Source organism: Streptomyces sp. NPDC037126, assembly GCF_055605965.1.
Map to the genome: position 1 here is coordinate 1 of NZ_JBVJTD010000082.1, position 2,066 is coordinate 2,066.

Genomic DNA, 2,066 nt, shown 5'->3' on the forward strand with positions numbered 1-2,066 from the left:
CGGCAGCGGCTCGGCGGTGCGGATCTTCACCCGGCCGATGTCGTTGGCGGCCAGCTGTCCCGGGTGCGGGTGCAGGGACAGGTCGTCCAGCGTGAGCCGGGACGGGATGTCCTTGACGATCGCCTTCACCGTGCGGGTGCCGTGCTTGAGCAGCACCCGGTGGCCGACGGCCAGCGGCAGGTCGGCCACGTGGCAGACGGTCGCCTCCACGTCCTGGGTGGTGGCGGGCGCGTCCTTCGTCGGCACGATCAGGTCGCCGCGCGAGACGTCGATGTCGTCCCGCAGCAGCAATGTCACCGACTGCGTCGTCCAGGCCGCGTCCACCGGCTCGCCCAGCAGGTCGATGCCGGAGATCGTCGTGGTCCGCCCGGACGGCAGGACCGTGACCTCCTCACCGACCCGGAAGGTCCCGGCCGCGATCTGCCCCGCGTAACCCCGGTAGTCCGGGTGCTCGGCGGTCCCCGGCCGTATCACGTACTGCACGGGCAGCCGCGCGTGGCAGTGCGCCAGGTCGTGACTGACCGGCACGGTCTCCAGGTGTTCGAGCACCGTCGGGCCGCCGTACCAGTCCATGTTCGCGGACGGCTCCACCACGTTGTCACCGGCCAGCGCCGAGATCGGGATCGCGGTGACCTCAGGGACGCCCAGCTCGGTCGCGTACGCCGTGAACTCCTCGGCGATCGCGGCGAAGACGGCCTCCTCGTACTCGACCAGGTCCATCTTGTTGACCGCGAGGACGACGTGCGGGACCCGCAGCAGGGCCGCGATCGCCGCGTGCCGCCGGGTCTGCTCGACCACTCCGTTGCGGGCGTCGACCAGGATCACGGTCAGCTCGGCCGTGGAGGCACCGGTGACCATGTTCCGCGTGTACTGCACGTGGCCGGGCGTGTCGGCCAGGATGAACCGGCGGCGCGGGGTCGCGAAGTAGCGGTAGGCGACGTCGATGGTGATGCCCTGCTCCCGCTCGGCACGCAGGCCGTCGGTGAGCAGCGCCAGGTCCGGGCCGTCCTGGCCGCGGCTCGCGGAGGCGCGCTCCACGGCCTCCAGCTGGTCGGTGAGGACCGACTTGGAGTCGTGCAGCAGCCGCCCGACGAGCGTGGACTTGCCGTCGTCGACGGAGCCGGCGGTGGCGAACCGCAGCAGCGTGGTGGCCGAGAGCGCCTCGGTCGTGGTCGTGCTCATGCTTAGAAGTACCCCTCGCGCTTGCGGTCTTCCATCGCGGCCTCGGACAGCTTGTCGTCGGCGCGGGTCGCGCCCCGCTCGGTGAGCCGGGAGGCGGCGATCTCGGTGATCACGGCGTCCAGCGTGGTCGCGTCGGAGTCGACGGCGCCGGTGCAGGACATGTCACCGACGGTCCGGTAGCGGACCTGGCGCTTCTCGACGCTCTCGCCGTCCTTCGGACCGCCCCACTCGCCCGCGGTCAGCCACATGCCGGCCCGGCTGAACACCTCGCGCTCGTGCGCGAAGTAGATCTGCGGCAGTTCGATGCCCTCGCGGGCGATGTACTGCCAGACGTCCAGCTCGGTCCAGTTGGACAGCGGGAAGACCCGCACGTGCTCACCGGGGGCGTGCCGGCCGTTGTACAGGTTCCACAGCTCCGGGCGCTGGCGGCGCGGGTCCCACTGGGAGAACTCGTCGCGCAGCGAGAACACGCGCTCCTTGGCACGGGCCTTCTCCTCGTCCCGGCGGCCGCCGCCGAAGACCGCGTCGAACCTCTCGCTCTGGATCTTCTCCGTCAGCGGCAGCGTCTGCAGCGGGTTGCGGGTGCCGTCGGGACGCTCCTTGAGCACACCCCGGTCGATGTAGTCCTGCACGGAGGCCACATGGAGGCGCAGCCCGTGCCTGGCCACCGTACGGTCCCGGTACTCCAGCACCTCCGGGAAGTTGTGGCCGGTGTCCACGTGCAGCAGCGAGAAGGGGACCGGCGCCGGAGCGAACGCCTTCAGCGCCAGATGCAGCATGAGGATGGAGTCCTTGCCACCGGAGAACAGGATCACCGGGTTCTCGAACTCGCCCGCCACCTCGCGGAAGATGTGCACCGCCTCGGACTCCAGCGCGTCCAGGTG

2 protein-coding genes are annotated in these 2,066 nt (G+C 70.7%); both read right to left on the reverse strand.

Annotated elements, in window-relative coordinates; all coding sequences use genetic code 11:
- The coding region (locus ACZ7FF_RS44885; protein WP_470820533.1) for a sulfate adenylyltransferase subunit 1 at positions 1-1,182 on the reverse strand (1,182 nt) is incomplete at its 3' end.
- Between the two features lie 2 nt (positions 1,183-1,184).
- Positions 1,185-2,066, reverse strand: an 882-nt coding sequence (gene cysD / locus ACZ7FF_RS44890; RefSeq protein ID WP_470820535.1) for a sulfate adenylyltransferase subunit CysD, incomplete at its 5' end; no start/stop codon positions are given.